Genomic DNA, 16298 nt, shown 5'->3' with positions numbered 1-16298 from the left:
CTGGGCAGCGTATCACTCTGCGATCTCCTCTTACGCAACCCAGCCTGTTTAAACCCTTAACCGGCAGGGCAAGCCGCTGCCGCCTATCTGGCGCAGTTGCCGCCTTGCGCAAGACCCTCTTGGCAAAAGGGGCCGGCAGCAAAGCCGGCAAAAAGCTCAGGAGAACAACAGCGACGACAGCTTACGCCGCGCCGACAGCGTCGCCTCGTCGGTCATCCCCCATGCCTCGAAGAACTTCAAGAGCTGCGCACGCGCGCCATCGTCGTTCCACGTCCGGTCGGCCCTGACGATCGCCAGCAGGTTGTCGGCGGCCTGCATCCGCTCGCCGCGCGCATTCTGCACCATCGCCAGGTCGAACCGCGCCTGGTGATCGTTCGGGTTGGCGGCGAGCCGGCGTTCGAACTCGGCCGGATTGCCGAGCGCGGCGGCTTCCGCCGCGAGCGTCATCTTGGCGCGCAGCGCGGCAAGCGCCGGCGCGTCCTTCTTGTCCTCCGGCGCCTTGGCAAGCACCGCCTCGGCGCCTTGGCTGTCGCCGGCCTCGAACAGGATCTCGCCGAGCCCGGCGATGGCCTCGATGGTTTCGGGCAACTGCTCGAGGATCGCATCATAGATGTCGGCCGCGGTCTGGGTGTCGCCTGCCTCGCGCGCCTCGGCGGCCGCGGCCAGCGCTTCGGTGATCTGCGGCGCGCCGCCGCCGCCCTTGCCGCCGACCTTCTGGATGAACTGCGTGATCTGGCTTTCCGGAATGGCGCCCATGAAGCCGTCGACCGGCTGGCCGTCCTTGAAGGCGATGACCGCGGGAATCGACTGGATGCCGAGCTGGCCGGCGACTGAGGGATGGTCGTCGATGTTCATCTTGACCAGCTTGACCTTGCCGCCGGCAGCCTTGACCGCCTTTTCGAGCTGCGGCGTCAGCTGCTTGCACGGGCCGCACCAGGGCGCCCAGAAGTCGACCAGCACCGGCTGGCGGCGCGATTCCTGGATGACGTCGGCCGCGAACGTCGCGGTCGTCGTGTCCTTGACGAGATCCGTGGCCGCAGGCGCCTCGCCGAGCGAGGCCTTGCCGCGGTCCGCCCCGCCATATTGCACGGATTGGGCGTACTGGCCGGCATTGCCGCCAAATGAGCCGCTGAACGGATTGTTGTCACTCATGTCGTCGCCCTTTCGGTCGCGTCGTCGCCCGCTTCGGGAGTGCGGCGCGTTATTGTCGGATTTCGGTTTCGCCATCCATGTGGCGATCAGCCCGAGACTTTCAAGATAACAGGATCGTGGCCCGTTGCCTCGACGAATTTGACGAGATCGGCAGCGGCGATGGCCGTCGTCGCCTCATTGGTCAGCGGATGGCCGTTGATGACCTCGTGGCTCATCAATTCCTGGTCCAGAACCACCTTGATCCGCCCGGCCGTGTCGTTGATCAGGCCGAAGATGGTAACCGCGCCGGGAATGACGCCGAGCAGCTCCATCAGCATTTCCGGCTTGCCGAAGGAGACGCGGCTGGCGGCGCCGATCAGATGGTGGATCTGCTTGAGATCCACCACGGCCTCCTCGCCGACGGTGACGAGAAAGTAGTTGTCCTTCTTGTCCTTGAGAAAGAGGTTCTTGGTGTGGCCGCCCGGGATCTCTCCGCGCAGCGCCTGCGAATCGGCGACCGTGAACAAGGGCGGGTGGCGCACCGTCGAGACGGAAATGCCGAGATCGGCAAGAAAGGCATAAAGCTCGGCTTCGGTCTTCGGCATCGGTCCTCGCATCATCTGGAAAGCTTGTGCCGTTTACGGCCAACGATGCCCTTGGGGCAAGATCGCCCGGTTGAGCCAACCGAATTCGCCGGGTCGAAACGCACCCCTCGCCATACGAAGAGCTAGCTCGAAAAAGACCGTCATTTCCCTGTTGCAATCGCCGCGCTCTTCGGCCATATAGGCGCGGCTTGCGGCCCAAGGCCGCGCGAGCGGGTGTAGCTCAGGGGTAGAGCACAACCTTGCCAAGGTTGGGGTCGGGCGTTCGAATCGCCTCACCCGCTCCAGTTTCCTTCAGGGAATCAAGCAAACGAAAAGCCGCGGTTCGCCGCGGCTTTTTCGCGTTTGTAGCCTTCAGAACAAGATTCCGTTCCCGCCATCCCCCATACCGTGGCGACGCAGTGAACGATCCCGATCGGCAGCGCCAGCAACGGCTTGGAGCGGATCAGAAGGATATAGATCGTGAATTGGGCGCATGCGGCGAGCAGCCCAGGCAAAGCGCCAACGCCTGCCATCATCAGCAGCATCATCCAGGGGACCACGATGAAACCGGGAACGTTCGTTCCGTGCCCTGCGCCCATCGTGAAAATCGCGATGAGGAACCCGACAAAGCCCAGGCCAACCCCGGCCGCGATCGTCTTCAGCATTGCGCTGCTCTCCGATTTGTGGCTCGGCTCATGCCGATCGGGCAAAATAGGTCGCGATGGAAAGGAAGCGCCCTGCCACCCACTCCTGACGGGTTGGCGCCTTTGCTGGAACAATTCCAGGAAAGTCCCTAACGGCTCGTCCTCCTCGCCGAAGCCTTCAGTCCGGAATTGCGCAAAAAAGGAAGTCGAGCGGTTCGGCGTTTCCATAAAACGAACCGCTCTACCCAAGCCTCGCCCTCGTCGTCCTCGGCGTCGCCAACAGCAGGCTCGTCTCGCTGCCGGTGATCCCGGGGATCAGCCGGATGCGACGCAGCACGGCGTCGAAGTCCGTGAGTGAGGCGGTGCCGAGCTCGACCACCAGGTCCCAGCGGCCGTTGGTGGTGTGGATGGTCGACACCTCGGGAAAGCCGCCGAGCGCCCTGATCACGCGGTCCGCGGCATGGCCCTCGATCTCGATCATCATCACGCCGCGTATCCTCTGGTCGACCGCGTCGGCGCGCAGCACCACCGTGTAGCCGATGATCTCGCCGGACTTTTCCAGCCGCTCCATCCGCGCCCTGACCGTCGCGCGAGAGACGCCGAGATCGAGCGCGAGATCGGAGACGCTGCGCCGCGCATCGTGCCTCAGAAGCGTCACCAGTCTCTCGTCGAGCGCGTCCATTTTGACCATTTCGAGCAACCAATATGCCCACTATGATAAATCGACCTTTTCGAAATGCCAATTTACCCTGTTCAAACCGCCAGGCAGCGGTGGTTCACTTGGGCAAATCAAACGCAAAAGCGGAAAGAAGTGATGCGCTGCAGGATCGTCGGCGCGCCAGTGCAGGACGGCGCGGGCAGGATGGGATGCGAGATGGGGCCGAGCGCGCTGCGCACAGCGGGGCTTGTCGCGGTGCTGTCGGAGCTCGGCCATGAGGTCGAGGACTGGGGCGCGGTTGAGAAGGCGGCGGCGCGCCCTGTCGCTCATGGCAATCTCGCCCTGAAGGCGCTGCCCGAAATCTCCGCCTGGACGGCGGCGATTTCCGAGACCGCCTACGCGGCTTCGAGGGATGCCATGCCGATCTTCCTCGGCGGCGACCACTCGATCTCCGCCGGCACGGTCTCCGGCGTGGCGCGCCGCGCCGCCGAACGCGGCCGGCCGCTCTTCGTGCTGTGGCTCGACGCCCACCCGGATTTCCACACGCTCGACACGACCACCAGCGGCAATCTGCACGGCGTGCCGCTCGCCTATGCCAGCGGCCGTCCCGGCTTCAACGGCTATTTCCCCGACCTGCCCGCCGCAGTCGACCCGGCCCGTGTCTGCACCATGGGCCTGCGCAGCGTCGATCCGGCCGAGCGCCGCGCGCTGAAGGAAGCGGGTGTGACCGTGCATGACATGCGCGCCATCGACGAGCACGGCATCGCCCCGCTTCTGCGGGCTTTCCTGGCCAGGATCGAAGAGGCAAACGGGCTGCTGCATGTCAGCCTCGACGTCGACTTCCTCGACCCCTCGATCGCGCCGGCCGTCGGCACCACGGTGCCCGGCGGCGCCACCTTCCGCGAGGCGCATCTGGTGATGGAGATGCTCTCCGACAGCGGCCTGGTCTCCAGCCTCGACCTGGTCGAACTGAACCCGTTCCTCGACGAACGCGGCCGTACCGCGACCCTGATGGTCGACCTTACCGCCAGCCTGATGGGCCGCCGCATCATGGACCGCCCGACCCGCAGCCATTCCGGAAGCCTCTGATCATGACCCAGCCGTCCCGCCTTGCCATCGTCCCCTTCGTCAGCGTCGACCGCATGATGAAGCTTGTGCTCGCCATCGGCCTCGAGCGCTTCCTCACCGAGCTTGCCGGCTATATCGAGGAGGATTTCCGCCGCTGGGAGCTGTTTGACAAGACGCCGCGCGTCGCGTCGCACAGCCATGACGGCGTCATCGAGCTGATGCCGACCAGCGACGGCCGCCTCTACGGCTTCAAATATGTCAACGGCCACCCGAAGAACATGCGCGAAGGCCGCCAGACCGTCACCGCCTTCGGTGTGCTCGCCGATGTCGGCTCCGGCTATCCGATGCTCTTGACCGAGATGACGATCCTGACGGCGCTGCGCACCGCCGCGACCTCGGCGGTTGCCGCCAAATATCTGGCACCGAAAGGGTCGCGCGCCATGGCCATCATCGGCAACGGCGCCCAGTCCGAGTTCCAGGCCGTCGCGTTCAAGGCGCTGCTCGGCATCGACCGGCTGCGGCTCTACGACATCGACCGCTCTGCTTCCGAAAAATGCGCCCGCAACCTCGCCGGCAAGGGCTTCGACATCACCATCTGTTCGACCGGGCAGGACGCGGTGGAAGGCGTCGACATCATCACCACGGTGACCGCCGACAAGCAGTACGCCACCATCCTCACCGACAACATGGTCGGTTCCGGCATCCACATCAACGCCGTCGGCGGCGACTGTCCCGGCAAGACCGAGCTGCACCGCGATATCCTTTTGCGCTCCGACATCTTCGTCGAGTTTCCGCCGCAAACGCGCATCGAGGGCGAGATCCAGCAGCTCGACGCCGATCATCCGGTGACCGAGCTGTGGCAGGTCATGACCGGCCAGGCCGAGGGCCGCAAGGCGAAGGAGCAGATCACGCTGTTCGATTCCGTCGGCTTCGCCACGGAGGATTTTTCCGCGCTGCGCTATGTTCGCGACCAGCTTCAGGCGACCGGCCTCTATGAGGAGCTCGACCTGCTCGCCGACCCCGACGAGCCGCGCGACCTGTTCGGCATGCTGCTGAGGGCCGCCATGCAACCGGCGGCGTGAGGGAATGAGCGCGTGATTTCCCCCCTTGCGGGGGAGATGGCCGGCAGGCCAGAGGGGGTCGGTCCGACTGGGCTCGGCTTGCTTCTGCAGATGGAGGTTGGCGCTTCATGCGTAGCGACCCCCTCTGTCGCCTTCGGCGACATCTCCCCCTCAAGGGGGTAGATTACACGCTACTTCTGCAAAGCCGCGCAGCTTTCCCTCTCCACCAGCACTGGCGCCAGCACCTCGCGGCGCGACGGCGCCTCGGGCTCGCCGACGCGCTCGAGCAGCAGGCTGACCGCCCGCGTTCCGATCTTTTCGACCGGCTGCGCGATCGTCGTCAGCGGCGGCCATGTGGTGACCGCATAGGGGATGTCGTCGAAACCGATCAGCGACATGTCGTCGGGCACCCGCAAGCCGCGCGTGCGCAGCGCGGTGATGGCGCCCATGGCCATCAAATCGTTGCAGGCGAACACCGCCGTGATCTCCGGCGCCTGCGTCATCAGCCGCTCCATCGCCAGGCGTCCGCCGGCGAAATGATAGTCGGAATCGACCACCGACGAAGCAGGCAGGTCGATACCTGCCTCCGCGAGTGCCCGGGTAAAACCGCGCAGGCGGGCCGGGCTGGAGCTCGAATCGCGCGGACCGCCGATGACGCCGATTTTGCTGTGGCCGAGCCCGACCAGATGGCGCCCGGCGAGATAGCCGCCGTGATCGTGGTCGACCAGTACGGAATCGACATGGACAGAATGGATCTCGCGGTCGAGCAGCACCGCCGGCAGGGCGGCGGACAGGTGCGAGAACACCCGCGCATGGTCTGACGAACCGGCGAAGATCAGTCCGTCGATCTGCTTTGCCATCAACACCGACAGATAGCGCTCTTCCTTCTCGGCGCTGCCATCCGAGTTGCACAGGATCACCGTATAGCCGGCCACGAAGCCGGCATCCTCGATCTGGCGCGCCACGCTGGCGAAGAACGGGTTGGAATTGTCCGGGAGCAGCAGGCCGATGGTCTTGGTCTCCCCGCGCCTCAGACTCCGCGCCAGCGAGTTCGGGCTGTAGCGCAGGGCGGTGATCGCCGCGCGCACGCGCTCGGCCGTCTCCGGCTCGACATGGCGCGTGCGGTTCATCACATGCGAGACCGTTGCGACGGACACCCCCGCATAGCGCGCGACATCGGCAATTGTGGTCATGGTTCCCTCTGACCGTTTAGCGGATCCTCCGCAACAGCCTCTCCCGATAAGCGTCTAGGATGACGGCGAGCACGATGACAAGGCCAATCACGATCGGTTTGAAATTGTCGCCGACGCCGAGCAGCTGCAGCCCGGTGCTGAGCACCTGCAGGATGCAGGCGCCGACCAGCGTGCCGATGATCGAGCCCTTGCCGCCGCTGAGGCTGGTGCCGCCGATGATGACGGCGGCGATTGCATTGAGCTCGTAGCCGACGCCGGCGATCGGGCTGCCGATGTTCAAGCGCAGCAGATAGACTATGGCCGCGATGCCGGCCGTCAGCCCGCTGATGGTGAAGGCCGCGACCTTGTAGAAATCCGGATTGTGGCCGGAGAGGCGCACCGCCTCGTCATTGGTGCCGACGGCGAAGATCATGCGGCCGAACACGGTGAAGCGCAGCACGAACCAGCCCGCCGCGATCACCAGCACCGCGACCAGGAAGATCGACGGCAGGAAGCCGCCGATGATCAGATTGCCGAAATCGACGAAACTCTGCGGCAGCCCGGTGATGGTCGAATTGTCGCTGACCACGCGCGCGGCGCCCGCCGCCATGTTGAGCATGCCGAGCGTGACGATGAAGGACGGGATCTTCCAGCGCGTCGAGATCCAGCCGTTGAGGAAGCCGCAGGCAGCACCGGTCGCCATGCAGGCGAGCAGCGCCAAAGTGATCGCGACGGCCGGCGACAGGCTTTCGTCGATCATGACGGTGGCGCCGACCACGGTGCAGAGCGCCAGCACCGAGCCGACCGAAAGGTCGATGCCGCCGGTGAGAATGACGAAGGTCATGCCGGCGGCGAGCACCGTGTTGATGGCGATCTGCACGAAGATCTTCAGCGCGTTGCCGGGCGTGGCGAAGTAAGGCGCTGTGAGCGAGAAGAACAGCGTGATCAGCACCAGCGCCAGAAGCACGCCGGCGTCGCGGATCAGGAAGCGCAGGAACTTCGCCCTGCCGGGAGAAACAGGCGCCGACACGAGGGTTTCGGACGTCTCGCTCATGGTCGCACATACTCCTGGTAGGCGAGCGACAGGATACGCTCCTGGTCGAATTCGGCTCGCGGCACCTCGCCGACGATCTTGTTCTTGGAAAAGACGATGATGCGATGGCACATGCCCATCAGCTCCGGCAGGTCGGAAGACACCATGACAATGCCTTTTTGAGCCGCCGCCAGCATCCACAGAAGCTGGTAGATCTCGCGCCGCGCGCCGATGTCGACGCCGCGCGTCGGCTCGTCGAGGATCAGCGTCGAGGTGCCGCGGAACAGCCATTTGGCCAGCACCACCTTCTGCTGGTTGCCGCCCGAGAGATTGCGCACCGCCTGCTCGATCGAGCTTGCCTTGACGCGCAGCTGGCCGATGAGATCGTTCGCTGCCGCGGCTTCGGCCCGGCGGTTGACCAGCCCGTGGCGCGACACCTTGCCGAGATCGGTGATGGTGATGTTCTTGTCCACGGCCAGATCGAGCAGCAGGCCCTGGCCTTTGCGGTCCTCGGTAAGCAGGCTGAGCCCATGCCGCACGGCATCCTTGGGCGCCGTGATCGCCACCGGCTTGCCGTTGATCTCGACGACGCCGTCGAGCCTCGGATCGGCGCCGAACAGGGCCCGCATGGCTTCGGTCCGGCCGCTGCCGACCAGACCGGCCACGCCCAAGATCTCGCCGTGGCGGACGTTGAAGGAAATCTCGGGCGTCACGGCGCTGCGCTTCAGATTGGTGACGCTGAGCGCGACCTTGCCCGGCACGATCGAGGCGTCGAAGCCGAATTCGTCGGCGATGTCGCGGCCGATCATCATGCGCACGACATCCGGCACGCTGAGGCCGTGGAGGTCGCGGGTCGCGACCAGCCTGCCGTTGCGCAGGATGGTCACCCAGTCGCCGATCTCGAACACCTCGTGCAGCCGGTGCGAGATGTAGATGATGGTGACGCCCCTGGCCTTCAGCCGCTTGATGATGGAGAACAGCCGCCCGATCTCCGGCGGCGTCAGCGTCGCCGTCGGCTCGTCGAGCACCAGAAGCTTGCTGTCGTAGCTCAGCGCCTTGGCGATCTCGACCAGCTGCATCTGCGCGACGCCGAGCGCTTCGACCCGCGTCCTCGGATCGACGTCGAGCCCGACCTCCTTGAGCAGCGCGACGGCGCGCCGGTTGAGCGCCTTGCGGTCGACGATGCCGAAGGCGCGGCGCGGCAGGTTTTCCAGCATCAGGTTCTCGGCGATGCTGAGATAGGGCAGAAGGTTCAGCTCCTGGTGCACGATGCGGATGCCGCTTAGCTGCGCATCATGCGGCGTCTTCGGCTGATAGGGCTGGCCGTTGAAGGCGATCGTCCCGCTGTCCGGCTGGTAAATGCCGGCCAAGAGCTTGATCAGCGTCGATTTGCCGGCGCCGTTCTCGCCGAGGACGATATGCGTCTCGCCGCGCGCGAACGACAGCGAGACGTCGCTCAGCGCGACCACGCCGGGAAAGATCTTTCCTACCCCTTCAAGGGAAAGAACCACATCGTCCATGCAGCAATCCTGAACGGCGCTCATCGCCGCCGGCTGCTTGCCGGCGGCGATGATGAGACAAGCGAATGGATGGCGCCAGAGGGAGTCCCGGCGCCTCTGCTCGCCTCAGGCGGTGATCAGCTTGACGTCGGTCTTGACCCAGCCCGAGAACTTCTCGCCGGCAAGCTCGCGCAGGCCGTAGTCGATGCCCATGGCCGCCATCTGCGCGCCATACTGCTCGACCGTGGCGAGCATTTTGCCTTCCTTGAGCAGCGGGCCGACGGCCGGAATGTTGTCGAAGCCGACCACCTTGATCTGACCCGACTTGCCGGCCGCGTCGATCGCCTTGACCACGCCGAGCGCCATCGAGTCGTTCGCCGCCATCACGCCCTGGATGTCCGGGTGCTGGGTCAGGAAGTTGGTCATCAGCGTGTTGGCTTCCTCGGTCTCCCAATGCGCGGTCTTCGAATCGAGCAGGTCGAGGCCGTGCTCCTTCACCGAATCGTCGAAGCCGAGCTTGCGCTGCTTGGCGTTGTCGGCTTCCGGATTGCCTTCGAGGATGACGACCTTGCCGCCCTTGCCCAGCGCCTTGCCGAGCGCGTCGCCGGCGAGCTTGGCGCCGGCGCGGTTGTCCGGCCCGAAGAAGGCAAGGTCGATGCCGGCCTTCTTCTTGGCCTCATCGTCGAGCGCGACGTCGATGTTGATGACCTTGATGCCGGCCTTCAGCGCCTTGGCGATCGGCGTGACCATCGCCTTCGAATCGGCCGGCGCCACGACGATGATGTTGTAGTTCTGGGTGATGAAGTTCTCGATCGCATCGACCTGCGCGGCGAAATCGCGCTCGTCCTTCATGCCGACGGCGGCGAAATCGAACTTGTCCTTGTTCTTGGCCGCATAGTCCTCCGCGCCGGCCTGCATCTGCTTGAAAAACTCGTTGGCCAAAGACTTCATGACCAGGCCGACCTTCGGCTTGTCGGCCGCAAACGCCGGACCGAACGGCAGCGCAAGCGCGCCGGCCGCCAGCGCGCTTGTCTTGAGGAACCGACGACGCGAGAACGATCCCCGGTCGAGCCCGCGGGTATTTGAAACCTTGCTCATGCCTTCCTCCTCCTGAATGGGCGTAATCGGTTACGTAACCGATTACGCCAAAAAACTACTGCTTGTCTTCGTCGGATGTCAACACGCTCGCGGAGGAAGCGTACCCGAGTAGCCTGCCGGGCGGATATCGCAGCGTCGGCCCGGCTTAGGTCTGCCGCTGGCTATTTCCCAGCCGGAGTTCGACGCTCTCGTCGGGCAAATGCCTTTGCGCATAGGCGGGGATCTTGAACCGCTTGCGGTATGCGCCGGGCGCCAGCCCCGTCACACGTTTGAACAAGCGACGGAAGAACGCAGGCTCTTCGTACCCGACCTGCCAGCTCACGTCGTCGATTGACGCGTCGGTGCGCTCCAGTCGGCGCTTGGCGTCCTCGATCCTCAAGCGCTGTACATAGGCGATCGGGCTCAGGCCGGTCGCGCTCGTGAAACGGCGTTTGAAGGTGCGCTCTGTGAGCTGGGCGCAGCGGATCATCTCTTCTATGGGATTGGCGACCGAAAATCGGGTGGCGATCAAGTCCTGCGCCGCCTGAACGGCAAGATCGCCATGATCCTTGCGGCCCTCAAAGATGATGTAGGGCGCAAGACCGTCCTGATGCCACTGCAGCGCGAATGAGCGCGCCACGGCCTGGGCTGCGGTCGCGCCGGCGTGTCGGGCGATCAGGTACAACACCAGATCATGCCAGGTCATGGAAGCACCCGAGGAGATGAGCTCCTCTCGCTTGCCCGACACCACCAGCACACGATCCGGGTGGATAGGCACTTGTGGAAACGTCCGGCCGAAGTCGCCGGCGTAGCCATAATGCACGGTCGCGTCCACGCCATCGAACAGACCGGTTTCGGCAAGCAGGAAGATGCCTGAGCACGCCGAGCATAAGAGCGCGCCGCGGCCATGCATGGCGCGGAACCACTCGATCAGTTCCGGATGCAGGTCCTTTCGCCAGCCGTTCGGCCCAAGCAGGATCGAAGGAACAATGACGATGTCGGTCATATCCACCTCCGCCACGCTTCGCTGAACCATGACCGGCACGCGGCTGGCCAGTTCCAGAGCGCCCGTTTCGAGGCCGACGATCTCAATCTCGAAGGGCGGAGCCTGGCGCGGCTCGCTGCCCGGCAGCGGCATTATTTTGAAAGCATTCATCACGTCGAAGATGCCCGACAACGTGGACACCACGGCCTCTGGAATGGCCACCAGACTCACGTGAAGCGGCTCGGATGCGGCAGTGGTGAAGTGACGATGCATGTCGGCTAATCCATGTCGCAGGCGCCGCAACCATAGCGCCCGGCGCGCGCGGCCGCCAGTTCCTCTCCTGACGACGGGCCAGTGGCACAAATGGCCCGATTCTGGAGAGTCGCGCTCTCCCGTTTCTTCCCTGTTCCTGCGATTCAGCCGCTGCCTCGGGGGTTGCCCGAGCGCTTGGACAGGAGACTTGGACATGGAGCATACCCACAACCATAAGATCGATCCGGCAAAACTCGATGCGCTCGTCGCGCGAGCGATCGGTGATATTTCGGCCGGCTACGGCGGAGTCATGATCAGCCTCGGCCACCGTCTCGGTCTTTACAAGGCCATGGCGGGCCTCGGACCCCTCAGTGCCCGCGCGCTCGCGGGGCGGGCCGGCTGTGCCGAACGCTATGTACGCGAATGGCTCAATTCCCAAGTGGCGGGCGGCTATATCGTCTACCACCCGGTCAGCGACACCTACGAGTTGACAGCCGAACAGGAAGTCGTGCTCGCCGACGAGGACAGCGCCGTCTTCATTCCCAACGCTTGGGCAGTGCCCGCTTCGATGTGGGCCGACGAAGAGAAGGCCGTAGAGGCTTTCCGCACCGGCAAGGGCATCGCCTGGGGAGATCATGACGGACGCCTGGCCTGCGGCGTGGCCGCCTTTTACCGGAACGGCTACAAGGCCAGTCTCGTCAGCGAATGGCTGCCATCCCTGGAGGGCGTCGTCGAGAAGCTCAGGACTGGTGCGCTTGTCGCCGATATCGGGTGCGGCCACGGCCATTCGACGGCGCTCATGGCAAAGGCCTTTCCGGCTTCCCGCTTCCATGGCTTCGACAATCACGACGACTCGCTGGTGGAGGCCCGTCGCGGCGCCGCCAAGCAGAGCTTGGAAGGGCGCGTGGCGTTCGAAAAGGCGCGGGCCGACGACTACCCGGGCAGCGGCTACGATCTGATCTGCTTCTTTGATGCCCTGCATGACATGGGCGATCCTGTCGCCGCGGCAGTGCATGCATCAAAGGCGCTGGCGCCGGACGGGACGGTGATGCTGGTCGAGCCTTTCGCCAATGACCGGGTCGAAGACAACATCTCGCCGGTGGCGAGAATGTATTACGCGGCCTCCACCACCATCTGCTGCGCCCACGCTATTTCGGACGGCGGCCGCCTCGTGCTGGGCGCCCAGGCCGGCGAGGCACGGCTGGCGGAAGTGTTCCGCAAGGCCGGGTTCACCCGTTTCCGTCGTGCCTTCGAGACGCCGTTCAACTTGGTCCTCGAGGCCCGGCTCTGACCTTCGAAAGCTAACACCGGTCGGTCGCAGCGGACGACTTCCGGCCTCGCGGCGCAAAGGGGGCGCGGGGCGGGCGGCAATCCCTTCGATCCCAACAAACAGGAGACTGATCATGAAAAACATTCTCACAGGCATAGGCCTCGCCATCGCTACCGTACTTGCCGCACCGCTCGCCGTTGCGCAGGAACTGCCGGCGGCCGAGCAGACCTACAAGGAAATCGAGGCGACGCTCGGCATCGTGCCGAGCCATATCAAGGCCTATCCAAAGTCGGCAGTCGCCGGCGCTTGGACGATGTTCAAGGGTCTCGAGCTTCAACCCGAGAACAACGCTCTCGAACCGAAGGTAAAGTCGCTCATCAACGTCGCGGTGGCGGCGCAGATTCCGTGCCGTTACTGCATCTGGCTGGAAACCAAGATGGCCAAGGACCGCGGCGCCACCGACGAGGAGGTCGCCGAAGCCGTGGCCCATGCCGGCTACGTCCGGCACTGGAGCGCCGTGCTGAATGGCCTGCAGATCGACTTCGAAACCTTCAAGACCGAATTTGGCGGCGACTGACGGCAGGCGGTGCCCGGCGTTTCAACCGGGCACCGCCCCTTCCTGCACGCCCCACCACATGGGAACTCTCATGGAACTGCTCATCAACGCGGCGAACATTCTTTACGTGATTGCCTACTTCACGATGGACATGCTGCGCCTGCGAATACTCACCCTGACGGCGGCAACCTGCCTGGCAGTATACTTCTACGGCCAGCCCGTCCCGATGTTGAACGTCGTGGCATGGAACGTCTTCTTCATCGGCCTGAACGTGGTCCACATCACCCGGATCGTGCGCGCGCGGTACACTGGCGCAGCGACCTGATTGCCGGTGGCAGTGCCTCAAAGCATCGGGTGCACCGATTCGATCATGGCCCCGAAATCGAGTTTGGTCTCGCCTCGCGGCCGTCGAATCGCTCGATTGATCACCGCCAGCCAAGTGCCGGCGCGACGTGCTTCAGGATCGCCTCGATGACATGGGCGTTGTAGTCGACGCCGAGCTGGTTGGGCACGGTGAGCAGCAGCGTGTCGGCCTCGGCGATCGCCTGGTCTTGCCTGAGCTGCTCAACCAGCACATCCGGCTCGGCGGCGTAGGTACGGCCGAACACGGCGCGCTTCTCCGGCTCGATATAGCCGAAATGGTCCTCGCCCTCGCTGCCGCCGAAATAGGCGCGGTCCATGTCGTTGACCAAGACGAAGATGCTGCGGCTGACCGACACGCGCGGCTCCCTTGCGTGGCCGGCTTCCTTCCAGGCGGCGCGGTAGGCGCGGATCTGCTCGGCCTGCTGGATGTGCAGCGGCTGTCCGCCCTCGTCGAATTTCAGCGTCGAGCTCTGCAGGTTCATGCCGAGCTTGGCCGCCCATTCGGCGGTGGCGTTGGTGGCCGCGCCCCACCAGATCCGTTCGCGCAGGCCGGCCGAGAACGGCTCGAGCCTGAGCAATCCAGGCGGATTGGGAAACATAGGCCGCGGATTGGGCTGGGCAAAGCCTTCGCCGCGCAACAGATCGAGGAAGATCTCGGCGTGGCGGCGCGCCATCTCGGCATCGGTCTTGCCCTCTTCCGGCACGTAGCCGAAATAGCGCCAGCCATCGATCACCTGCTCGGGCGAGCCGCGGCTGATACCGAGCTGCAGCCGGCCGCCGGCGATGAGGTCGGCCGCACCCGCATCTTCGGCCATGTAGAGCGGGTTCTCGTAGCGCATGTCGATGACGGCGGTGCCGAGCTCGATACGCTTGGTCTTCGCGCCGGCCGCGGCAAGCAGCGGAAACGGCGAGGCGAGCTGGCGGGCGAAATGGTGGACGCGGAAATAGGCGCCGTCGGCGCCGAGCTCCTCGGCCGCGACGGCAAGGTCGATCGACTGCAGCAACGCGTCGGCGCCCGAGCGCGTGCCCGATTGCGGGGCGGGCGACCAGTGCCCGAACGATAGAAACCCGATCTTCTTCATGCGCTCCGTTCCGAGTCAGGCGGCCCGCTGAACCGCTCGTGTTCTTGTGTTGCTCCAGCGCAATACCAGCAAAAAACGTGCGACCGCTTTCTGCTTCGGAATTGGCGCAACGCAAATAGTTGAAGCCGTGCGGCTATTCAACGAAACGCGACCGGATACAGACCGTCAATCGATCCGGATCCAGACGCCCTTGGTGTTGAGATATTCGTCGAGATGCTCGGCGCCGCCCTCGCGGCCGTAACCGCTCATCTTGTAGCCGCCGAAGGGCACGGCCGGGTCGATCGCGTGATAGGTGTTGACCCAGACCGAGCCGGCGCGCAGTCGGTTGGCGAGCTGGTGCGCCTTGCCGACATCCTTGGTGAACACGCCGGCGCCGAGACCGTAGGGCGTGTCGTTGCCGCGCCGCGCCGCTTCCTCCAGCGTGTCGAAGGGCAGCGCCGAGATGATCGGCCCGAAGATTTCCTCGCGCGCGATGCGCATGCCGTCGGTGACGCCGGAAAACACGCCGGGCGTCATGAAATTGCCTGCGGCCAGCGCGCCCTTGGTGATGCGCTCACCACCTGTCACCAGCCGCGCGCCCTCGCGCGCGCCGTCCGCGATGAAGCCTGAGACGCGCTCGAGCTGTCTTGGCGAGATCAGCGGTCCGATCTCGGTCTCGGGGTCGGCGCCGTCGCCGATCCGCAGCTTTGCCGCGAAGGCCGCGACGCGTTCGACGAATTCGTCATAGATCGGCCGTTCGACGAAGAGCCGGGAGCCGGCGATGCAGACCTGGCCGGAATTGGCGAAGACCGACATGGCCGCCACCGGCACGGCGCGCTCGATGTCGGCATCGGCGAGCACGATCACCGGCGATTTGCCGCCCAGCTCCAGCGACACGCGCTTCATGTTGGCGGCCGAGGCGCGCAGAATCGCCTGGCCGGTGGCGGTCGAGCCGGTGAAGACCACCTTGTCGACATCCATATGCGCCGCGAGCGGCGCACCGGCTTCCGCGCCCGTGCCGGTCACGACGTTGACGACGCCCGGCGGCACGCCGGCCTCCTGCATCAGGTCGGCGATCAGGAGCGGCGTCAGCGGTGCCTCTTCCGACGGTTTCAGCACGATGGTGCAGCCGGTGGCCAAGGCCGGGCCGATCTTCCAGATCGAGGCGGCGGTGGGCGCATTCCACGGAATGATCGCGCCGACCACGCCGACCGGCTCCTTGCGCGTGTAGGAGACGATCTCGCCGGGCAGCGAATTGCCGATCGTCTGGCCGTGGATCGACGTCGCCATGCCGGCATAGAAGCGCAGCATGCCGAGCACGCGGTTGCGGTTGGCCAAAGTGCGGGTGATCGGCATGCCCATGTCGGTGGTGTCGGAAAGCGCCAACTCTTCCCAATGCCGTTCCATGAGATCGGCGATCTTCAACAGCAGCAGCTGGCGCTCATAGGGCTTGAAGCGGCTCCACGGTCCCTCGAAGGCGCGCCGCGCGGCGGCCACCGCCAGGTCGACGTCCTTGGAATCCGCAAGCGGCACGGTGCCCAGCACCGCGCCGGTGGCGGGGTTGCGCGTCTCGAAAGTCCGGCCGCTCACCGCATCGCGCCACTCACCGTCGATCATCATCTGCCGGTGCCGGCCGTCGATCGGCGTGCGCAGGGGAAGGTCTCTCACCGATAACGTCATCTGAAGCCGCTTTCTCTGATGAGCATGGCCTTATGCCACCGGCCTGCGCACGGGCGCAAGTTCGCCGCGGCGGTGGAGAATGTGCAGCCGGCGACGGCTGATTTGTCCATCCGCCATACTTTGTGCGTCATCGCCTGTTGAACAAGGCTGGACCGGCCCCGCCTTCCCAAAAGCGCGGCGAAACACGGACCTCGGTGCCCATTG

16 protein-coding genes and 1 tRNA gene are annotated in these 16298 nt (G+C 65.0%); 6 read left to right on the top strand and 11 right to left on the bottom strand.

Features of this window, described 5'->3' with window-relative positions; genetic code table 11:
* Window positions 1–156: 156 nt before the first annotated feature.
* Entirely contained in the window at window positions 157–1152 is a 996-nt protein-coding gene (gene trxA / locus A9K71_RS05710) for a thioredoxin (RefSeq protein WP_066991902.1), read from the bottom strand.
* A gap of 86 nt (window positions 1153–1238) precedes the next feature.
* Window positions 1239–1736: a prolyl-tRNA synthetase associated domain-containing protein gene (locus tag A9K71_RS05705; RefSeq protein WP_066991899.1), complete on the bottom strand. Its 498-nt coding sequence runs from the start codon at window positions 1734–1736 to the stop codon at window positions 1239–1241.
* 209 nt (window positions 1737–1945) lie between these two features.
* Between A9K71_RS05705 and A9K71_RS05700 the strand changes: the two genes are divergently transcribed.
* A tRNA-Gly gene (locus A9K71_RS05700) sits at window positions 1946–2020 on the top strand.
* A gap of 15 nt (window positions 2021–2035) precedes the next feature.
* Here A9K71_RS05700 and A9K71_RS05695 read toward each other — a convergent pair.
* Both A9K71_RS05695 and A9K71_RS05690 read right to left on the bottom strand, forming a co-directional pair.
* Window positions 2036–2380, bottom strand: a complete 345-nt coding sequence (locus A9K71_RS05695) for a hypothetical protein (RefSeq protein WP_066991603.1) — start codon at window positions 2378–2380, stop codon at window positions 2036–2038.
* A gap of 220 nt (window positions 2381–2600) precedes the next feature.
* A complete protein-coding gene (locus tag A9K71_RS05690; protein WP_066991897.1) occupies window positions 2601–3041 on the bottom strand; it encodes an Lrp/AsnC family transcriptional regulator in 441 nt (146 codons plus the stop codon).
* Window positions 3042–3173: 132 nt separating this feature from the next.
* Between A9K71_RS05690 and rocF the strand changes: the two genes are divergently transcribed.
* Together rocF and A9K71_RS05680 are read left to right on the top strand one after the other, a co-directional pair.
* Window positions 3174–4106, top strand: coding sequence for an arginase (gene rocF / locus A9K71_RS05685; RefSeq protein ID WP_066991600.1), 933 nt, complete (start codon window positions 3174–3176; stop codon window positions 4104–4106).
* A 2-nt stretch (window positions 4107–4108) separates the two neighbouring features.
* Window positions 4109–5167 (top strand): ornithine cyclodeaminase, encoded by a 1059-nt coding sequence (locus A9K71_RS05680; protein ID WP_066991597.1) that lies wholly within the window; start codon window positions 4109–4111, stop codon window positions 5165–5167.
* A gap of 170 nt (window positions 5168–5337) precedes the next feature.
* Here the strand turns inward: A9K71_RS05680 and A9K71_RS05675 are convergent, their stop codons facing one another.
* The 5 genes from A9K71_RS05675 to A9K71_RS05655 all read right to left on the bottom strand — a co-directional run bounded on the left by A9K71_RS05675 (window position 5338) and on the right by A9K71_RS05655 (window position 11185).
* Complete coding sequence (locus A9K71_RS05675) at window positions 5338–6339, bottom strand: substrate-binding domain-containing protein (RefSeq protein WP_066991595.1); 1002 nt, start codon at window positions 6337–6339, stop codon at window positions 5338–5340.
* A 16-nt stretch (window positions 6340–6355) separates the two neighbouring features.
* Window positions 6356–7372 carry an ABC transporter permease gene (locus A9K71_RS05670; protein ID WP_066991592.1) on the bottom strand — a complete coding sequence of 339 codons (1017 nt, stop codon included), beginning with the start codon at window positions 7370–7372 and terminating at the stop codon, window positions 6356–6358.
* Entirely contained in the window at window positions 7369–8871 is a 1503-nt protein-coding gene (locus A9K71_RS05665; RefSeq protein ID WP_066991589.1) for a sugar ABC transporter ATP-binding protein, read from the bottom strand. The genes A9K71_RS05670 and A9K71_RS05665 overlap by 4 nt, the downstream gene beginning before the upstream one ends.
* A 105-nt stretch (window positions 8872–8976) precedes the next feature.
* Window positions 8977–9948, bottom strand: coding sequence for a sugar ABC transporter substrate-binding protein (locus A9K71_RS05660; RefSeq protein WP_066991585.1), 972 nt, complete (start codon window positions 9946–9948; stop codon window positions 8977–8979).
* Window positions 9949–10093: 145 nt separating this feature from the next.
* Entirely contained in the window at window positions 10094–11185 is a 1092-nt protein-coding gene (locus A9K71_RS05655) for a helix-turn-helix domain-containing protein (RefSeq protein ID WP_066991583.1), read from the bottom strand.
* 193 nt (window positions 11186–11378) lie between these two features.
* Between A9K71_RS05655 and A9K71_RS05650 the strand changes: the two genes are divergently transcribed.
* The 3 genes from A9K71_RS05650 (at window position 11379) to A9K71_RS05640 (ending at window position 13315) form a co-directional block, all read left to right on the top strand.
* Window positions 11379–12455 (top strand): class I SAM-dependent methyltransferase, encoded by a 1077-nt coding sequence (locus tag A9K71_RS05650; protein WP_066991575.1) that lies wholly within the window; start codon window positions 11379–11381, stop codon window positions 12453–12455.
* Window positions 12456–12567: 112 nt separating this feature from the next.
* Window positions 12568–13011 carry a carboxymuconolactone decarboxylase family protein gene (locus A9K71_RS05645; RefSeq protein WP_066991573.1) on the top strand — a complete coding sequence of 148 codons (444 nt, stop codon included), beginning with the start codon at window positions 12568–12570 and terminating at the stop codon, window positions 13009–13011.
* 70 nt (window positions 13012–13081) lie between these two features.
* A complete protein-coding gene (locus A9K71_RS05640; protein WP_095781991.1) occupies window positions 13082–13315 on the top strand; it encodes a hypothetical protein in 234 nt (77 codons plus the stop codon).
* Between the two features lie 100 nt (window positions 13316–13415).
* Here the strand turns inward: A9K71_RS05640 and A9K71_RS05635 are convergent, their stop codons facing one another.
* Both A9K71_RS05635 and A9K71_RS05630 read right to left on the bottom strand, forming a co-directional pair.
* On the bottom strand, window positions 13416–14435 hold the full coding sequence (locus tag A9K71_RS05635; RefSeq protein ID WP_066991567.1) for an LLM class flavin-dependent oxidoreductase: 1020 nt from the start codon (window positions 14433–14435) through the stop codon (window positions 13416–13418).
* 165 nt (window positions 14436–14600) lie between these two features.
* Entirely contained in the window at window positions 14601–16094 is a 1494-nt protein-coding gene (locus tag A9K71_RS05630) for an aldehyde dehydrogenase family protein (RefSeq protein ID WP_066991565.1), read from the bottom strand.
* Window positions 16095–16298: the final 204 nt, after the last annotated feature.

Origin of the sequence: Mesorhizobium sp. WSM3873, from assembly GCF_001672445.1 — a bacterium.
Taxonomy (GTDB): Bacteria; Pseudomonadota; Alphaproteobacteria; order Rhizobiales; family Rhizobiaceae; genus Mesorhizobium.
The sequence above is the reverse complement of the archived record's forward strand: the minus strand, read 5'-3'. Positions and strand labels throughout refer to the sequence as shown.

Bases quoted from the DNA above. Each gene is read 5' to 3' on its own strand.
- trxA (WP_066991902.1), bottom strand. From the start codon at position 1,152: ATGAGTGACAACAATCCGTTCAGCGGCTCATTTGGCGGCAATGCCGGC.
- A9K71_RS05705 (WP_066991899.1), bottom strand. From the start codon at position 1,736: ATGCCGAAGACCGAAGCCGAGCTTTATGCCTTTCTTGCCGATCTCGGC.
- A9K71_RS05695 (WP_066991603.1), bottom strand. From the start codon at position 2,380: ATGCTGAAGACGATCGCGGCCGGGGTTGGCCTGGGCTTTGTCGGGTTC.
- A9K71_RS05690 (WP_066991897.1), bottom strand. From the start codon at position 3,041: ATGGACGCGCTCGACGAGAGACTGGTGACGCTTCTGAGGCACGATGCG.
- rocF (WP_066991600.1), top strand. From the start codon at position 3,174: ATGCGCTGCAGGATCGTCGGCGCGCCAGTGCAGGACGGCGCGGGCAGG.
- A9K71_RS05680 (WP_066991597.1), top strand. From the start codon at position 4,109: ATGACCCAGCCGTCCCGCCTTGCCATCGTCCCCTTCGTCAGCGTCGAC.
- A9K71_RS05675 (WP_066991595.1), bottom strand. From the start codon at position 6,339: ATGACCACAATTGCCGATGTCGCGCGCTATGCGGGGGTGTCCGTCGCA.
- A9K71_RS05670 (WP_066991592.1), bottom strand. From the start codon at position 7,372: ATGAGCGAGACGTCCGAAACCCTCGTGTCGGCGCCTGTTTCTCCCGGC.
- A9K71_RS05665 (WP_066991589.1), bottom strand. From the start codon at position 8,871: ATGGACGATGTGGTTCTTTCCCTTGAAGGGGTAGGAAAGATCTTTCCC.
- A9K71_RS05660 (WP_066991585.1), bottom strand. From the start codon at position 9,948: ATGAGCAAGGTTTCAAATACCCGCGGGCTCGACCGGGGATCGTTCTCG.
- A9K71_RS05655 (WP_066991583.1), bottom strand. From the start codon at position 11,185: ATGCATCGTCACTTCACCACTGCCGCATCCGAGCCGCTTCACGTGAGT.
- A9K71_RS05650 (WP_066991575.1), top strand. From the start codon at position 11,379: ATGGAGCATACCCACAACCATAAGATCGATCCGGCAAAACTCGATGCG.
- A9K71_RS05645 (WP_066991573.1), top strand. From the start codon at position 12,568: ATGAAAAACATTCTCACAGGCATAGGCCTCGCCATCGCTACCGTACTT.
- A9K71_RS05640 (WP_095781991.1), top strand. From the start codon at position 13,082: ATGGAACTGCTCATCAACGCGGCGAACATTCTTTACGTGATTGCCTAC.
- A9K71_RS05635 (WP_066991567.1), bottom strand. From the start codon at position 14,435: ATGAAGAAGATCGGGTTTCTATCGTTCGGGCACTGGTCGCCCGCCCCG.
- A9K71_RS05630 (WP_066991565.1), bottom strand. From the start codon at position 16,094: ATGACGTTATCGGTGAGAGACCTTCCCCTGCGCACGCCGATCGACGGC.